The following is a 15,453-nucleotide window of genomic DNA, read 5'->3' as shown; positions in this document are numbered from 1 at the left end:
CCTCACTTTAATGTAGAGTTTGCTCAACCTTCGAAGGAGCAAGCACATGCGACAGAGTCGTTTTACTGAGGCCCAGATTATTGGGATGATCAAAGAGCAAGAAGCTGGAATGCCAACTGCTGAGGTGTGCCGGAGACATGGCCTGAGTCCCGCCTCATTCTACAAGTTCAAAGCCAAATACGGCGGCATGAACGTTTCTGACACCCATCGCCTGAAATCGCTTGAAGACGAGAACGCCAAGCTAAAACGCCTGTTAGCAGATACGATGCTCGACAATGTTGTGCTGAAGGATTTGCTGGGAAAGAACTGACGACACCGAATGTGCGACGGGCTGCGGCCCGCAAGGCAATGCGGGATCATGACATCTCGCAACGTCGTGCGTGCAGGCTTGTCGGTGTCGACCCAAAGACTGTCCGACGCGATCAGGTGTCAACGGCGGCGTAAAAGCCTGCCACTGGGGCGGAGCAAAAATCGGCCAGTTGGTGGCGCGCCTTGGGGCGTGACGCCATCAAGTAGCAAGCACGTTCCGAACATCTTGCGGAGCAAAACATCGCCCTGCGTCGCAAAGCGATCACGGCAAATCTGCGTGCTACAGCCCAGCTCGAACAGACAATCCGCCATGTCGGCTCAGATTTGCACGATGGTCCTGCACAACATCTTTCGCTGGCCGCCTTGAGGCTCGATTCAGCCTTCGACAAGAACGCAGGCCCAAACGCTCGCGGCGAAATTCGCGCCTCAATCGATCGTGCGCTCGAAGAGATAAGAGCGATCTCACGCGGACTTGCCCTGCCAGAGCTAGAGCAAATGGATCTGGCGTCCCTCGTCCGCGCAGCAATCTCCGAGCGTGAGGTCCAATCAGGCATCGACGTAAACGTCACATTCTCTGGCTCAGAGCCAAAGCACCTGAGCTATACAGAAAAACTCTGCGTCTACCGCTTTCTGCAAGAGGGCTTGTCCAATGCCGTACGCCACGGCGGCGTTAAATCCGCCGAAGTACGTGTCGAGGCCGATACCAAAATCATCGAAATCTCGATCCATGATGATGGCTCGGGGTTTGACATGGAAACTGTGCCTGGCCTGCACGCGACCGGAGGCCAAGGTCTCACAGGCCTGCGCGACCGCGCCGAAAGCATCGGAGGAAGCATTTTGGTTTCATCCAATCCCCGTTCAGGCACGACCCTGACGCTCACACTCTTGAGGGAGCAATATAATGGCAATCCGACTAATCCTCGCCGATGACCATCCGATTTTTCGTGATGGGCTGGTGCAAAGTATAACCGAGACAGGTGAGTTTGAAGTCTTGGGTGTAGGGGAATCGGCCGAAGAAGCTGTTGCTCTTGCAGCGCAACACACGCCTGATATCGCCCTGCTTGATCTCTCGATGCCTGGCAATGGCATCACCGCTGCCAAGCGTATTATCGAGGGTGGATTGGCCAAGCATGTCGCGATGCTGACCGTCTCGGAAGACGATGCTGACGTCACCAAAGCGCTACAAGTCGGCGCAATCGGTTATGTACTGAAAGGGGTCTCCGCCGACGATCTCCGCCGCATACTCAAAGGGATCGCCCGCGGTGAGGCCCATGTCTCGCCCGCGCTCGCCGCGCAAGTGCTCCAGATCATGCAAAAGCCAAAGGCCAAGAAAGAGCACAACCCAATTGATGATCTAACAAAGCGCGAAGAAGAAATCCTACGCCTTGTCGCCACCGGTCAAAGCAACCGCGAGGTGGCCGATGCGCTCAGCCTTCAGGAAAAGACTGTAAAGCACTACATGACGGTTATCCTGAGCAAGCTGCATGCCCGCAATCGTGCCGAGGCCGCCGTGATGGCACATGAGGCCTGGAACGGTGAAAAGCCCTAGCCGCTACCGAAACCTTTCCAGCCGTGTGATGTCGCTTTGAGTTGCCCTACGTGAGGCAACGATGCGGCTAAACTGGTCTCTCAAGACATATTGCCCACGCGTCACCGCCTCGGTCCAGCCATTGGCGTAATGAATTTCGATATCTCGCCCGCGATAATATGCCCCGACTGCTTGGGAATCGACCTTTGGTGATTTGCTTTTGGATGCAGGCTGCGTACTTTCAAAATACGCCCGCATACGCGACGCATCGCTTCCCTTTGCTTTACGGCGCTCTAGCACTCTCCCTGATGAATCTGTTCTGCGAAATCGGTCCCCGATTATCTCGCTCATGCTCCCGTCGGAAAATGTAACACGCGCGCCGTTTTGCAGACGCTCTGCGTGCCTTACTTGCTTTGAACGGGCCTTATCGGGCTCGCGCTGCGCTTTCTTCGATCGGTCATGATCATTGTCATGATCGTCATCGCCATCATCGCCGTCGTCGCTGTCGCCATCGTCACCGTCGTCTCCATCATCCCCGTCTCCATCGTCTCCGCCCCCATCATCACCGTCGCCGTCTTTTGCAGACGCTGAGGCCACGACAACACGAAGTAAGCCCTCGCTGTCGACTTCCAGCCGAAGCGGAAAGGCAACAAAAAGGACGGCCAGAAAGGCCAGCCAGCGGCTACGTTTGGTGTTCATCTTTCCCGCAATATCCCTATTTCAAGCCAACGATAGCACAGCACCGCGTGCCTTGCTTCGGACTTTGGTCTAACAATCAAGAACGATTCCAAGCAACCAAAACGGCATCAGACACTTATCCAATTTCCCAAGTTTGGGCTTTATCCCGCGCTCTGACTGGCTCACTACAAGCCATGTATATGTCATGTCGCAAGCCAAGTGCCTGCGCAGCGTCCAACGCAACACAAGTCTGCATTTTGTACTCTGTGGGAAGGCGTCTAGCCTGACACTATGGAAACTAGCTCATCGGCAGTCAAAAACTGTCATCAAGGCAAGGAGACGTTTCCAATCAGGTGCAGCCAGTGATGCTGGCGCGAAGCGGGCGGCCCGAAGGCCGCCCGCCAGTTTGTTTAGTCTTTGCTCTTATGCGGCAAAATCAGGTTCAGCACCAGACCGGCAATGCCCGCAAGACCAATCCCTGCAAGTTTGAAATCATCGCCAAGCTCAAGCGTGAGACCACCGATACCAATGACAAGAATGGTCGATACAATCACCATATTGCGTGGCTCACTCAGGGCCTCTCCAAGCTTGGAAAGTACCGAAAGACCAACCACAGCAATCATCCCGAAGAGTAGGATCATAATGCCGCCCATGACAGGCATAGGGATCGTGCCAAGCGCGCCGCCAAGCTTTCCGACAAAGGACAGGATGATCGCAAAGATCGCCGCCCAAGTCATGATCGCAGGGTTAAACGCACGCGTCAAAGTCACTGCACCGGTCACTTCTGAATAGGTCGTGTTGGGTGGTCCGCCCAAGAGGCCCGCAACACTTGTGGCCAGGCCGTCGCCAAGCATCGTGTTTTGAATGCCCGGCTTTGTCATGTAGTCGCGCTTGGTGACATTCCCGATGGCAAGGATGTCGCCAAAATGCTCGATCGCAGGTGCAATCGCGACTGGCAGCATGAAGACAATCGCCGCAAGCTGGAATTCAGGCGTTACAAAATTCGGCACAGCAAACCAAGCCGCATTCGAGACAGAGGCCATGCTCACAAAGCTTTCGCCTGTTACCATGCCAAGCACAAGCGCGGCCACGTATCCTGCAATCACACCGACAATAATCGGCACAATCCGCATCATGCCACGGCCCAGAATGGCCGTTAGCATCGTCGCGCCAAGCGCAACCGCCGCCAAAAACAGCGCATAGGATTTCGGCATAATCTGCGTATCACCCGCAAGACCTGTCGCCATATTCACAGCCACAGGGGCGAGCGAAAGACCAATGACCATAATCACAGGTCCGACAACAACAGGCGGCAAGAGCCTCTGCAAAAAGCCCGCGCCAAAAATGCGGATCGCAAAGCTCAGCACCACGTAAACAAGCCCCGAAACCGCCAGAGCGCCCGTTGTCGCAGGCAAGCCCCACGTCTGAACCGCAAAGATGATTGGCGCAATAAATGCAAAAGAAGATGCAAGAAAAACAGGCACTTGGCCTTTGGTGACAATCTGGAAGATCAGCGTGCCAACACCAGCCGTAAACAAAGCGACACTCGCATCAAGTCCAGTCAACAGCGGCACAAGAACGAGCGCGCCGAACGCCACAAAGAGCATCTGCGCACCAACAAGCGCTTGCCCCATACCAAACTTATAGTCTTCGCCCAGGGTGTCTGCCCCTGCGGTATTCTCTGTTTGTGCAGTCATTTTCATGTCCCTCCAATGACACATATGAAGCCGCATGCCCCATTGTTCGGGTGCTCTGCAGCTTCTCTCCTGTTTACCGAATGAAGGGGGGTTGCGTAAAGCGTGCTGTCAGTGCGTCGCGCTACAGAGCTTTAATGCTGGGTCAAGCGCCACCATTTCTTCCGCAGTCAGCTTGGTCATTTCACGGCTTTTACCCCATGTGCTGAGAAAGCGCTGGCGGATCACAGGCGTCAGATACTCTGCGCTCAAAGCGTTGAACCGCCCATTCAGGTTGCTCGCATGAAAGCCAAAGCGCGTTCCGCGGATCAAGCAGGCGTTGGGCAAGCTCGTAAGCATCGTGCATGCAGAGTTACACCCCCCAAGACGAACCTGCCGCCCACTCGCCTTGAGCTCCGCATGAAGGGCCGCATATTCATAAGGGTTCCCGCCTGTGTCCCCAAGGATCGTCACAGGACCGCTCCCGCCCACATCAGGCGTGGTGTTCACAGAGCAGGCAGCCAGAACAAGAAGGAGTAGGACAAACCTCAAGCCACAACCTCACTTGCAAAGTCGCCCCGCAAAGCACATTCCAGAAGCTCCAAGTCTTCCGAGCACTCCGCATACCGCGCGCTCATCTGTGGCGGCAGCACGAAAGCATCTCCCGCCTGCAGTGCGCGTGGCTCCTGACCCTCGGCATAAAGCGTCATTGTGCCCTCCATGACAAAGGTAAAGTGAATGTCCGCATCCGTTCGTGTGGCGGGTGGTTCACCGCTCTCAAAACGAACAACCTGAATACCGGCCACGCCCTTCGTGCCCTCCGATATCCCCGTATCGCGACAGCGAAACCCGGGGATGCGGAAAGGCTGCCAAGTGGCCCCCTCCTTTACATGATGCACAAAGCGCTGGCCCTGCCATTCGCGCTTGGGGTCACCATGGCCGTTGGGCAGTGTGAAGGCATGATCAATCGTCGTCACATGGTCCGCAGGAACGCCGATCTCGATCACCTCGATATCAGGCGAAGCATGACAGACCCGATGGCGGATCTCTGGCGGCTGGATCACACAGTCGCCTGCGTGCAGGCGCATCATACCGCCTTGGTCCTCATAGAGCACATCCACCCAGCCCTTATAGCAAAAGATAAGCTGAAATCCGACAGTGTGGTAATGCACCATATCAGGCACATCGCCGCCGCCTGGCACACGGATATGGCTGGCAATAATCGCCCCGCCCAAACGCGTGGGCAGCAAGTCACGGTAGTTCATCCCTGCACGCCCGATGACCCATGGAGCAGAGTCGCGCAATCGCCGCACATCAAACATATGCTCGGTCTTGGGCAGGATCATCGGAGGATTCAGCTCGGCAATTTCGATCTTGGTCCCGTTCGGAGCAACAAGCTCTCTCGCGCCATCCGCAAAGCCCTCTGGGTCCGTCGTCAGGATACGTAGCGTTCCCGCAGGCTCCTTCGCACCCTTCTCAATCCTTATTCGCAGCCCATGTCCGGAAAGCACAGCAACACGCGGATCATCTGCAGGGAAAATCTCGTCCAGCCGCATCCCCAAAACTTTGGTGAAAAACGGCAGATCGTCTCTCAGTTCATCTGTCGGCAGGCGGACTTCGGCGCGAATTTCGCTCATAGCTTGAGCCGCCCCCGAGCGGCCTTGAAGCCCTCCCGCTTGCGCACTTGGCTCGCGTATGTGTTGAGCCTGTCATCTTCCAGATCAAACTTCGCGCTGATCGCCCATCCGAGACAATGCACCAGAAGCATATCCGCAATCGTCATTTCTTCACCCATAAGGTAAGGCCCCTCCATGCGCTCGGAGATACGCTTGATGTTGTGCGCGAACTCCCACTTGAGTGAGTCTTTCACAGCAGGTACGCGCTGCTCTTCAGGCAAAATAAACGAGTGCCGCGCCGCCGTCCAAAGCACGGCATCGACCTCGTCCAAAATCTGGTGAAACCAAGCATCTTGCTTTGCCCGTTCAATTGTCCCGGCAGGGTAGGTAAACTGGCCATGCTTATCAGCCAAAAACGTCATGATCGCCGCTGAGTCTGTGATCAGTTCACCACCGAGCTTCAGCGCAGGAACCTTGCCAGACGGGTTCACCGCCTTCATCTCCTCACTGCCAGCTTTCAGATCATGATGTACAAATTCTACACCCATTTCGTCCAAAAGCCAAAGCACCCGAAACGCACGGCTCGCCACACCACCAAAGACTTCATACATGATTTCTCTCCCTTATTTGTGCCCACGAGACATCAAACAAAAGAAAGCCGCAAGGGGCCCGCGTCCAAAACCTAACGTCGCGCCGCCAGCCCCGCCAGCCTGATCAGTGTGCGCTCCACCAGCGCCATCTGCGGCGCGGTCTGCCCTGCGCTGCGCAGTTGCAAATCGGTCTCGATAAGATAGCTCAAAGCCTGCTCAAGCTTCACAGCGCCCCAGCCTTGGGCCTGCTTGAGCATCCTGTCGCGGCGCGGCCCGAAGATCGGAGGGCGTAGCCGCGCAATCCCCTGGCTCGCGCCCGCAGGGTCACTCGCGGCCGCATAGAGCGCCTTGAAATGCCGTGTCGCGCCAATAACAAGGCCCACAGGCTGCACACCCTGCGCCTTGAGCTTCGTCATGATCGGGTGGATCTCGCCCATCTTGGCCTCGGCGACGATATTCAGCAAATCATCCAGCGCGGCTTCCGTGCTTTGCGGTGCGCAGGCCGCAATATCTGCGCTGCCCACTTCGCTTGCGTCACCGTGTTTATACAGCGCAAGCTTCTCGATCGTCTGGCGGAAGTCTCCCGGCCCAAGCTCGCGGCTCAGCCCCATAAGATCAGTCATGGCATCGCGGCTCACTTGTGCAAGCCCGGCGTCCTTTAGCATGCCTTCAATTTCGTCGCGCCCGGGCGGATCGTCATAAATCCCGACAGCATAGGCATTGCGGTGCCCCTCAAAAGCCTTGCGGATTTTCGACGTCGCCTTGAGCTGCCCCGCTGTCACGATGATCTGCGCATCACCCTCGGCCCAGTCTTCCAGTGCAGCAAGAATAGCAGGCGCAGCCGTATCGTTGGCATCATCCACAAAGGCCACACGCGGCCCAGGGAAAAAGCTCACCGCCTTCACAGCATCAAGCAACATGGCAGGGTCTTTGCGCAAATCGCCCGCAGGCATCCGCACCAGCCGCATTTCTTCGTCGCCCTTGGGGCCAATCAGCGCCTTGATGACGTCTTGCCGCTTCAGAGCAACACGCATCCCGTCACTGCCATAAATCAAAAGCCCCGTGCGCTTGGCATCTGGCGATTTGAAATAAGCTGTCGCCTCGCGCACGCCGAGCTTCATGCCGCTGGCTCAAGCTTTGCCGCCACAAGGCGCGCAACAATCTGATCACCGAGAATAACCATAAGTCGCTCGCTAGCGTCCTGTTCAGCAGCCCGTGTCGCGGCAGTGCTGCCCGTGGTCGAATAGCCCGTAAAGCTCTGGACGATCCCGCTGGTCAAAACTTTACCGCCATCCAAGGCGCGCAAAGCGTAAGTCGCTTTGCCCAAAAGGTTAAATCGTGTTGCCACGTTGTCTGTGGTGATCGCCATGCGTTCTTCACCGAGCTCAATCGCAATCGAAAGTGCATATGTCGGACTGCTCGTGCGCCCGAGCCGCTCCTCAATATGGCGCACAAGAAGATAGCCTTCGCGGTCACGCGGCGGATCTACTTCGATGGTATTGAGAAGCGTGCGCGCACCGCTCTCGGGCCCATAAACAGGTGTAAACCCGCAGCCCGAAAGCGCCAGCGCGCCCAGCAATACAGTTCTTCGGTTAGGCAACCACATTCACAATCCGCCCAGGAACAACGATCACCTTCTTGGGCGTCGCCCCGTCTAGCACCCTTTGTACAGCATGATGCGCCAGCGCGAGCTTTTCAACCTCGGCCTTGTCCATGTCTTTGGGCACGCTGATTTCCGCGCGCCGCTTACCGTTGATCTGGATCGGCATGACAACCTCGTCATCGACAAGCATCGCTTCGTCCGCGACAGGCCAAGGTGCAAGCGCACAAAGCCCCTCGCCGCCGAGCGTCTCCCAGACAGCTTCCGCAAGGTGTGGCGTCATCGGGCTCATCAGCTGCGCAAGCGTGCGCGCCGCTTGTGTCTTCGCCGCGCCACCCGCGTTTGACTTGGCCAGTGTGTTGGTAAAGCCGTAAAGCTTCGCAATCGCCGCGTTAAAGCCGAAGCTTTCAACACCCATGGTTACATCATGGATCGCCTTGTGCATCTCGCGGATAAGCGCGGTGTCGTCCGCCTCTTGGCCCTTTGCTTCCGCGTCGATCTCGCTGGCAATGCGGTAGACCCGCCCCAGATGCTTGTGCGCCGCCTCCGCGCCCGAGGCCGTCCACTCCACATCGCGTTCGGGCGGGGAGTCAGACAGTACAAACCACCGCGCCGTATCCGCGCCGTAGCTTTCAATGATGTGCAGCGGGTTCACGACGTTGTTCTTGGATTTGGACATCTTCGCTGACGGCACAACATCCACTTCGCGCCCATCTTCCAGCACAGCGGTATCGCCCTTGAGCGTCACTTCTTCGGGGTAGTGATACACAGGCCGCCCATCCGCACCCTCTGTCTTATAAATCGCGTGCGTCACCATCCCCTGCGTGAACAGCGCATCAAACGGCTCTTTCGCACTCTCTGGCACATGTCCGCAAATATGCATCGCCCGCGCAAAGAAGCGCGCATAGAGCAGGTGCAAAATTGCGTGCTCCACACCGCCAATATATTGGTCCACATTCATCCAGTATTCGGCATCCGCTGCATTCGTCGGCGTCTTGGCGCGTGGCGCGGTAAAGCGCGCAAAATACCAAGATGAGTCTACAAACGTATCCATCGTATCGGTCTCGCGCTTGGCAGGCGCCCCGCAAGAGGGGCACGCCACATCGCGCCAAGTCGGGTGGCGGTCAAGCGGGTTGCCGGGCTGGTCAAAGCTCACATCTTCAGGCAGCTCGACAGGCAGGTTTTCCTTCTTCTCGGGAACCACGCCACAAGCCTCACAATGCACCACAGGAATGGGGCAGCCCCAATACCGCTGGCGCGAGAGGCCCCAGTCGCGCAGGCGGAACTTGGTCACACCCTCGCCAAGCCCCTTGGCTTCCATAAAGTCGATCGTCGCATTGATCGCCTCTTCGCCCGTGGCCTCTTCAAGGCCCGCAAAGTGATCAACCCAGCGGACTTTCTCGGTCTTTGCAGGGACAAAGGCCTCCTTGCCCACAGGCGTGTCATCGCCAAGTGCGAAGAACGTATCAATCACTGGCAAGTCATACTTGCGGCAGAAGTCCAGATCGCGCTGGTCATGCGCAGGGCAAGCAAAGATAGCGCCCGTGCCGTAGTCCATCAAAATGAAGTTGGCGATCCAGACAGGAAGTTCTGCGCCCGTCAGCGGATGCTTCACTTTGATTCCCGTATCATAGCCCAGCTTCTCAGCGGTCTCGATGGCCTCTTCGGTTGTTCCGCCCTTGCGCGCTTCCGCAAGGAAAGCATCAACCTCGGGGTTGCCCTCCATCGCCTTGGCGATGGGATGGTCAGGCGAAATCCCGACAAAGCTCGCGCCGTTCAGCGTATCGGGCCGCGTGGTGTAAACAACGATAGGCTCGCCGCCATCGACCCGCTCAAACCCAAACTGCAAACCGCGTGATTTGCCGATCCAGTTCGCCTGCATCAGCTTCACTTTTGCAGGCCAGTTGTCCAAGCCGTCCAGCGCGCCAAGCAGCTCGTCCGCCATGTCGGAAATCTTGAAGAACCACTGGGTAAGTTCCTTGCGCTCTACAATAGCGCCCGAGCGCCAGCCGCGTCCGCCTTCAACCTGCTCGTTCGCCAGAACGGTCATGTCTACAGGGTCCCAGTTCACGACCGCATTTTTGCGATAAACGAGGCCTTCTTGCAGAAAATCGAGGAAAAGGGCCTGCTGTTGCCCGTAATACTCAGGGTCACAGGTCGCAAACATACGGTCCCAGTCAAGCGAGAGGCCCAGCGGCTTCATCTGCTCAACCATGTCGTCGATGTTGTTATAGGTCCAAGTCTTAGGATGCCCGCCAATCGCCATCGCTGCGTTTTCCGCAGGCATACCAAAAGCATCAAAGCCCATCGGGTGGAGCACATTATGCCCCGTCGAAATTTTATAACGCGCGATCACATCGCCCATCGTGTAGTTGCGCACATGGCCCATATGCAGCTTACCCGAAGGATAAGGGAACATCTCAAGCACATAGTACTTCGGCTTGCCCTCCTTGCGCTCGGCGCGGAAGATTCCGGCCTTCTCCCATGCGTCCTGCCATCTGGCTTCAATCTCGGCGGCGTTATAGCGGCTCATTGCGTGTCTCTCGGTCTATGTTTGGTGTTGGCGCTGGTGATAAAGGGTTTTCAGCCCAGATTAAATCGCGAATTGCCTCTCAGAGAACAACGCCCAAAAATTCACCGCCTACAAACTGTGCATTTGCCGAGATTTTTACCATCTCTGTAAAGAATTTACGAAATTATGCAGTTGCAGCATTTTTACCTTGAGGTCTTGCTGCATTGCGGCAAATCTGAACTCACAAACGATGTTCCTACTCTCCTCCCTCTGTAGTGCATCGCAACTAAAAGCTCTCGACGCGACACTCCTCCTCCCGTCGCGTGGAGCGCGCTAATAAAGTCCAACAGGGTATGGCCGGATGTGTGCGCATCCGGCCATTTCTTTGGTTTGTTTATTAAATTCACACCAATAGCCCTTCTTATGCCATAAACGGGCATTATGGCTGCTTGGTCCCGTTGTCTTATGTGTTGTTGTGTTGAGCCTGCTTATGAAAATCCTCTTTATCCACCAGAACTTCCCTGGCCAGTTCAAACATTTGGCGCCCGCTCTTGCCAAACACGGACACGACACTGTTGCGCTTACCCTACGGGTGGAAAAGCCAACCAAATGGAATGGCGTGCGCGTGCTGCCTTACAAGCTCAAGCCCCGTGCCGCACAAAACACACATCCTTGGCTGGTTGATTTTGATACGAAAGTCACTCGCGCCGAGGCCTGCTATCACGCTGCCGTGCAGCTGCGAGAGCAAGGCTTCACGCCCGATCTGATCATCGCGCACCCCGGCTGGGGCGAGTCGCTCTTTCTCAAAGATGTCTGGCCCAAGGCCAAAATGGCAATCTATTGCGAGCTATATCACAAAGCCGAATACCCCCACACTGGCTTTGATAAAGAGTTTCAGCCCGAGATACGCGCCACAGAGGCCATGCGCCTGCGCCTCAAAAACGTGAACAATCACGAACATTTTGACATTGCCGATGCAGGCATCAGCCCAACCGCCTTTCAGGCCGATACATTTCCGCCCGAGTTCCGCGAAAAGATCACAGTCTGCCACGATGGCATCCATACAGATGTGCTCACGCCCGACTCAGCTGCGCGCCTGACCCTGCCCACAGGCGAAACCCTCACCCGCAAAGACGAGCTCATCACATTTGTAAACCGCAACCTAGAGCCTTACCGCGGCTATCATGTCTTTATGCGCGCTTTGCCCCGCCTCCTCAAAGAGCGGCCAAACGCGCGCGTGCTCATCGTCGGTGGCGACGATGTCAGCTATGGCGCCCGCCCGCCCAAAGGCCAGACATGGAAACAAATCTTCATTGATGAGGTGCGCAGCCAAATTCCTGATCAAGACTGGGCTCGCGTCCACTTTCTCGGGCGCATTCCTTATGATCAGTTCCAATCGCTTCTCAAAGTCAGCCGCGTGCATGTCTACCTGACATATCCCTTCGTGCTCAGCTGGTCCCTTTTCGAGACAATGAGCGTGCAAGGCGCAATCGTCGCCAGCAAAACCGCCCCCGTAGAAGAAGCAATCATCCACGGCCAAAACGGCAGACTTGTCGACTTCTTTGACAAAGACGCACTTGTCGAAGAGGTCACCCGCCTGCTCGACAACGCGTCAGAGCGCGAAGAGCTTGGCCGCGCAGCGCGCAAGCTGATCGTGAACAACTACGATCTTGCAAGCATTTGCTTGCCAAAACAGCTCAGCTGGGTTGAAAGTTTGGTCTAGTCAAAAGCCTTAGAGCTTCCCGTCAGCAATCCGCATCTGACGCCCACGGTTGAGAATGGCGTCTTCCACAGCACGCTGCGTGCCCGCCGCCACAGGGCCACCACGGCCCGCAAGCGCCACATTGAGCGAACGCGCGTCCAAAGCGGGGTCTAGTATATAGACAGTCGCGCGATACGCCTTGCCGCCGCCCGGAGGTGTGCCGTACCCGAAGACAATCACACCACTAAACGGATCAACTGACTGCACAGGCATAAAGCTCAGCACATCCAGCGAGGCCGCCCAAAGGTAGCGGTTTACCTGTACATTGGCTTCATTATTCTTTTTGCCGAAGGCGTCCCAGATGGTTTGCCCGTCGCCCGTTTCAATACCCGCAGCCGAAGGTTGGCTTGCAGGTGCTGTTGGGTCACGCTCCTGCGTTGCCGCAGGGCTGATCCGTCCGAAAAGACCGCTGCCGCCTCCACAAGCGCTCAGCGACACGAGAGCAAACAAGATTGCGACAGACTTGAGGACACGACTTGGCATGGGACGAATTCCGCTCGTTAATTGCCCTTCCGTCCTACCCAAGCGCCACGCTCTGAGCAAGCCCTTATGGCAGCTTCCTACATATACAGCCATTTTTACGCCATTTTGCGCCTTAATCATGAACGCGCCCTGCGCTCTGCCCTCGGATTCCACACTGTGACATCTGTGCATCAGCTTTTTCACCTTTCAGAAACCCCGATCCAGCGCGCTTGCAATGAGACCCAGTTTGGAGCGAAACACCTTCCATACCCAATGCGGATTCCCCGCTTGGGCCTATGACATGAAAACCGAGGGAAAAATCATGAAAAAGATTCTTTTCGCTACTACAGCGCTAGTCGCAACTGCATCAGTCGCAGCTGCAGACGTAACATTCTCAGGTATGGGTCGTTTTGGTGTTAAATCAACATCAACAGACGGCGCGGCTACAGTTACAGACATCACAACACGCATGCAGCTTGACGTTAAAGCTTCTGTTGAGCTCGAGAGCGGTATGACGCTTGGAGCACGTACACGCTGGCGCGACACAGACGGCGCTGCGTCTAAAACATTCAACGCACCGACGTTCACAATGTCATCAGGTGGTCTTACAATCGTTGTTGGTAACAACTACGGTCAAATGTATCATGGTAACATGAGTGTAAACAACGTTGGCTTGACAGGTCTTGGCTTTGAAGCCGATGTGTTCACTGGCTTTGATGAGTATTCATCAAATGGCAAAGGTCCACAAGGCGCAGATGTGAACTACACAATGGGTAACCTTTCAATGGGTGTTTCACACTCAAAAGGTACAAAAAGCACACAAGCTTCTGTTTCATACTCAGCAGATGCATTGTCATTCGGCGCTTCTATGCAAAACGGTAAAGCAAAAGCAGATGACTTCTCTTCTGTAGGTGTTGGCTATGCTTTCGCAGGCGGTAGCGTGAACCTTGCTTACGGTGACAACAACGGCACCAAAACAACTGTTCTTGGCGGTACTTACAGCGTTGCAGCAGCAACATCGCTCACAGCGTTTGTTAAAGACACAAACACAGCTGGTGTTAAGAACGTTTACGGCGTTGGTGTTTCGCACGACCTCGGCGGCGCGTCACTCAAAGCTGGTTATGTTGATAACGCGACTGGTTCAGTTGCCGACTTCGGCATCGTGTTCAACTTCTAATCCACTGGGGATTTGGAGTATCGGAAAGAGCGGGCTTCGGCTCGCTCTTTTCTTGTTTGGGGGCTGTTTTTTGGGTGAAAACGGGCGATGTTCTCAAACGGATTTTGCTGCAAATAGGATTTCTTGGTATTTGCAGGTATTGTTTTTGAATTACACTTCAGCGCGTTTTTGAATTTGTCCGTTCAACCGCTATTTTTTGCGGTGATGAGAGGCGCTCTCCGGTCTTATAGAGAGGCATGTGCGGGGCTTGAATTGGCGCGCTGAGAGCCTGCGATCCGCACATCATTTTCTATTAACCAAAATTTTTCAACCATGGTTAACGCCGCTTAACGTTAACCATTCTGAAGTGCAAGTGTTAACAGGCCGGCTGCGAACACGCTTGCGGCGGGTGGGCTGGTTGCGCTAGCATCGAGGCGCACCAAGGCGAGGGTTTTGACCGTGATGAAGCGCAGTGTTCGGCCTCTGACACTCAGAGATGTTTCGGAGGCCTCCGGTGTTTCGGAGATGACGGTGAGCCGCGTTTTGCGAAACCGAGGCGATGTCTCGGATGCAACACGGGAAAAAGTGCTCGCGGCGTCAAAGCGGCTTGGCTATGTGCCCAATAAGATTGCGGGCGCTTTGGCGAGCCAGCGGGTCAATCTTGTGGCTGTGATTATCCCTTCGATGAAGAATATGGTGTTTCCCGAGGTTTTGTCGGGTGTGACCAGTGTTCTGGAGGACAGCGGCTTGCAGCCTGTTGTTGGCATCACCGACTATTTGCCTGAGAAAGAAGAGAAGGTGCTTTATGAGATGCTCTCATGGCGGCCTTCGGGTGTGATCATCGCGGGGCTGGAGCACTCTGACAATGCGCGGGCTATGCTGGCAGCCTCGGGTATCCCTGTTGTTGAGATTATGGATGTGGATGGAGAGCCTGTCGACACGGCTGTGGGCATTAGCCACCGCGCGGCGGGGCGCAAGATGGGCGAAGCTATTGTCGCCGCTGGGCATAAGCGGATCGCGTTTCTGGGCACAAAGATGCCTCTGGACCACCGCGCAAGGAAGCGTTTTGAGGGCTTTACGCAGGCGCTGGCCAAGGCTGGTATCGAAATGGCTGATCAGGAATTTTACTCGGGCGGTTCGGCTTTGGCCAAGGGGCGCGAGATGACCAAGGCGGTGCTCGAGCGCACGCCGGATCTGGATTTTATCTATTATTCCAACGATATGATCGGTGCGGGCGGTTTGCTGTATTGTTTGGAGGCAGGCCTTGATGTGCCTAGACAGATCGGCTTGGCAGGCTTTAACGGCGTTGAGCTATTGCAAGGCTTGCCCAAGATGTTGGCGACTATGGATGCGTGCCGAGCCGAGATTGGCCGTAAGGCGGCTGAGATTATCTTGGCGCGCTCTGCGGATGAGGCTGTGCGCTTTGATGAAAAGATCGAACTGACGCCGCGCATCGCCCCCGGAGATACGATGCGCTGAGGCATTTTGGGCGCGCCTTGATAAAGCCTTTATAGATCACAGGAATGCCTTGTTTTGTTAAGGCACCGGTAAGAGTTGAAGTTTAGCT

14 protein-coding genes and 1 pseudogene are annotated in these 15,453 nt (G+C 55.8%); 6 read left to right on the top strand and 9 right to left on the bottom strand.

What is annotated here, in order from left to right:
• Positions 1 to 46: 46 nt before the first annotated feature.
• The 3 genes and pseudogenes from P8O11_RS04615 to P8O11_RS04605 form a co-directional block, all read left to right on the top strand.
• A pseudogene (locus tag P8O11_RS04615) lies at positions 47 to 426 on the top strand (transposase); the annotation flags it as partial.
• Between the two features lie 207 nt (positions 427 to 633).
• Positions 634 to 1,239 (top strand): ATP-binding protein, encoded by a 606-nt coding sequence (locus tag P8O11_RS04610; protein ID WP_300292123.1) that lies wholly within the window; start codon positions 634 to 636, stop codon positions 1,237 to 1,239.
• Positions 1,211 to 1,858 carry a response regulator transcription factor gene (locus P8O11_RS04605; RefSeq protein WP_300292120.1) on the top strand — a complete coding sequence of 216 codons (648 nt, stop codon included), beginning with the start codon at positions 1,211 to 1,213 and terminating at the stop codon, positions 1,856 to 1,858. The genes P8O11_RS04610 and P8O11_RS04605 overlap by 29 nt, the downstream gene beginning before the upstream one ends.
• A gap of 3 nt (positions 1,859 to 1,861) precedes the next feature.
• Here P8O11_RS04605 and P8O11_RS04600 read toward each other — a convergent pair whose 3' ends face one another.
• The 8 genes from P8O11_RS04600 to leuS all read right to left on the bottom strand — a co-directional run bounded on the left by P8O11_RS04600 (position 1,862) and on the right by leuS (position 10,527).
• Positions 1,862 to 2,536: a hypothetical protein gene (locus P8O11_RS04600; RefSeq protein WP_300292117.1), complete on the bottom strand. Its 675-nt coding sequence runs from the start codon at positions 2,534 to 2,536 to the stop codon at positions 1,862 to 1,864.
• Between the two features lie 389 nt (positions 2,537 to 2,925).
• Positions 2,926 to 4,212, bottom strand: coding sequence for a uracil-xanthine permease family protein (locus P8O11_RS04595; protein ID WP_300292114.1), 1,287 nt, complete (start codon positions 4,210 to 4,212; stop codon positions 2,926 to 2,928).
• Between the two features lie 108 nt (positions 4,213 to 4,320).
• Positions 4,321 to 4,740 (bottom strand): hypothetical protein, encoded by a 420-nt coding sequence (locus P8O11_RS04590; protein WP_300292111.1) that lies wholly within the window; start codon positions 4,738 to 4,740, stop codon positions 4,321 to 4,323.
• Positions 4,737 to 5,825 (bottom strand): cupin domain-containing protein, encoded by a 1,089-nt coding sequence (locus P8O11_RS04585; RefSeq protein WP_300292109.1) that lies wholly within the window; start codon positions 5,823 to 5,825, stop codon positions 4,737 to 4,739. Before P8O11_RS04585 ends, P8O11_RS04590 begins: the two co-directional genes overlap by 4 nt.
• Complete coding sequence (locus tag P8O11_RS04580; RefSeq protein ID WP_300292107.1) at positions 5,822 to 6,415, bottom strand: glutathione S-transferase family protein; 594 nt, start codon at positions 6,413 to 6,415, stop codon at positions 5,822 to 5,824. The genes P8O11_RS04585 and P8O11_RS04580 overlap by 4 nt, the downstream gene beginning before the upstream one ends.
• A gap of 71 nt (positions 6,416 to 6,486) precedes the next feature.
• Entirely contained in the window at positions 6,487 to 7,515 is a 1,029-nt protein-coding gene (holA, locus tag P8O11_RS04575; protein ID WP_300292104.1) for a DNA polymerase III subunit delta, read from the bottom strand.
• On the bottom strand, positions 7,512 to 8,000 hold the full coding sequence (gene lptE, locus P8O11_RS04570; RefSeq protein WP_300292102.1) for an LPS assembly lipoprotein LptE: 489 nt from the start codon (positions 7,998 to 8,000) through the stop codon (positions 7,512 to 7,514). Before lptE ends, holA begins: the two co-directional genes overlap by 4 nt.
• A complete protein-coding gene (gene leuS / locus P8O11_RS04565) occupies positions 7,987 to 10,527 on the bottom strand; it encodes a leucine--tRNA ligase (RefSeq protein ID WP_300292100.1) in 2,541 nt (846 codons plus the stop codon). The genes lptE and leuS overlap by 14 nt, the downstream gene beginning before the upstream one ends.
• Positions 10,528 to 10,996: 469 nt before the next feature.
• Between leuS and P8O11_RS04560 the strand changes: the two genes are divergently transcribed.
• Positions 10,997 to 12,229, top strand: a complete 1,233-nt coding sequence (locus P8O11_RS04560) for a glycosyltransferase family 4 protein (RefSeq protein WP_300292098.1) — start codon at positions 10,997 to 10,999, stop codon at positions 12,227 to 12,229.
• A gap of 9 nt (positions 12,230 to 12,238) precedes the next feature.
• Here the strand turns inward: P8O11_RS04560 and P8O11_RS04555 are convergent, their stop codons facing one another.
• The gene (locus tag P8O11_RS04555) at positions 12,239 to 12,751 is read right to left on the bottom strand and encodes a DUF3576 domain-containing protein (protein WP_300292096.1); all 513 of its coding nucleotides are present in this window, start codon (positions 12,749 to 12,751) and stop codon (positions 12,239 to 12,241) included.
• 280 nt (positions 12,752 to 13,031) lie between these two features.
• Here P8O11_RS04555 and P8O11_RS04550 point away from each other — a divergent pair, with 280 nt between their 5' ends.
• Together P8O11_RS04550 and P8O11_RS04545 are read left to right on the top strand one after the other, a co-directional pair.
• Positions 13,032 to 13,907 (top strand): porin, encoded by an 876-nt coding sequence (locus tag P8O11_RS04550; RefSeq protein WP_300292094.1) that lies wholly within the window; start codon positions 13,032 to 13,034, stop codon positions 13,905 to 13,907.
• Between the two features lie 441 nt (positions 13,908 to 14,348).
• A complete protein-coding gene (locus P8O11_RS04545) occupies positions 14,349 to 15,365 on the top strand; it encodes a LacI family DNA-binding transcriptional regulator (protein WP_300292128.1) in 1,017 nt (338 codons plus the stop codon).
• Positions 15,366 to 15,453: the final 88 nt, after the last annotated feature.

The sequence above is a fragment of the Lentibacter sp. genome, from assembly GCF_029254145.1.
GTDB lineage: Bacteria > Pseudomonadota > Alphaproteobacteria > Rhodobacterales > Rhodobacteraceae > Lentibacter.
This window is presented reverse-complemented; position numbering and strand designations above follow the sequence as displayed.

Bases quoted from the DNA above. Each gene is read 5' to 3' on its own strand.
- P8O11_RS04605 (WP_300292120.1), top strand. From the start codon at position 1,211: ATGGCAATCCGACTAATCCTCGCCGATGACCATCCGATTTTTCGTGAT.
- P8O11_RS04600 (WP_300292117.1), bottom strand. From the start codon at position 2,536: ATGAACACCAAACGTAGCCGCTGGCTGGCCTTTCTGGCCGTCCTTTTT.
- P8O11_RS04595 (WP_300292114.1), bottom strand. From the start codon at position 4,212: ATGACTGCACAAACAGAGAATACCGCAGGGGCAGACACCCTGGGCGAA.
- P8O11_RS04585 (WP_300292109.1), bottom strand. From the start codon at position 5,825: ATGAGCGAAATTCGCGCCGAAGTCCGCCTGCCGACAGATGAACTGAGA.
- P8O11_RS04580 (WP_300292107.1), bottom strand. From the start codon at position 6,415: ATGTATGAAGTCTTTGGTGGTGTGGCGAGCCGTGCGTTTCGGGTGCTT.
- holA (WP_300292104.1), bottom strand. From the start codon at position 7,515: ATGAAGCTCGGCGTGCGCGAGGCGACAGCTTATTTCAAATCGCCAGAT.
- lptE (WP_300292102.1), bottom strand. From the start codon at position 8,000: ATGTGGTTGCCTAACCGAAGAACTGTATTGCTGGGCGCGCTGGCGCTT.
- leuS (WP_300292100.1), bottom strand. From the start codon at position 10,527: ATGAGCCGCTATAACGCCGCCGAGATTGAAGCCAGATGGCAGGACGCA.
- P8O11_RS04560 (WP_300292098.1), top strand. From the start codon at position 10,997: ATGAAAATCCTCTTTATCCACCAGAACTTCCCTGGCCAGTTCAAACAT.
- P8O11_RS04555 (WP_300292096.1), bottom strand. From the start codon at position 12,751: ATGCCAAGTCGTGTCCTCAAGTCTGTCGCAATCTTGTTTGCTCTCGTG.
- P8O11_RS04550 (WP_300292094.1), top strand. From the start codon at position 13,032: ATGAAAACCGAGGGAAAAATCATGAAAAAGATTCTTTTCGCTACTACA.
- P8O11_RS04545 (WP_300292128.1), top strand. From the start codon at position 14,349: ATGAAGCGCAGTGTTCGGCCTCTGACACTCAGAGATGTTTCGGAGGCC.